Genomic DNA, 346 nt, shown 5'->3' on the forward strand with positions numbered 1-346 from the left:
TATCAAACACCAAGTTCCTGACCCTCCTACGGGAATGTCCCCTGTTCCATCATCCGAGCCTACCGTAATGAAATTTGTAGACCTCACAACGTCCCCAAATGTGGCCCCTAATTCACTTTCATTTCCAGCCTGCAAAACATCATCTAAATTGAAAGTTGTATTGCCCTCCATTACGGTATTGGCCGCATTTCCGAAATCCCTATTAAATGCAGTGTTTTCAAAGAAATCTCGCTTGTATTCTCCTTCGTGGTCGTGTGTGGTTAGACTATATTCACTATGTGTATGTCCTAATAATGCGTAATTAGCGAATTTAGCAATTAAATCAGGTTGGTTTTCAATATTTCCA

At 40.8% G+C, this 346-nt stretch carries 1 protein-coding gene; it reads right to left on the reverse strand.

Annotated features, from left to right (window positions below; translation table 11 throughout):
• Nucleotides 1-346, reverse strand: a 346-nt coding sequence (locus tag E1171_RS23100; protein ID WP_187696086.1) for a hypothetical protein, incomplete at both ends; no start/stop codon positions are given.

Source organism: Xanthovirga aplysinae, from assembly GCF_009711365.1.
Taxonomy (GTDB): Bacteria; Bacteroidota; Bacteroidia; order Cytophagales; family Cyclobacteriaceae; genus Xanthovirga; species Xanthovirga aplysinae.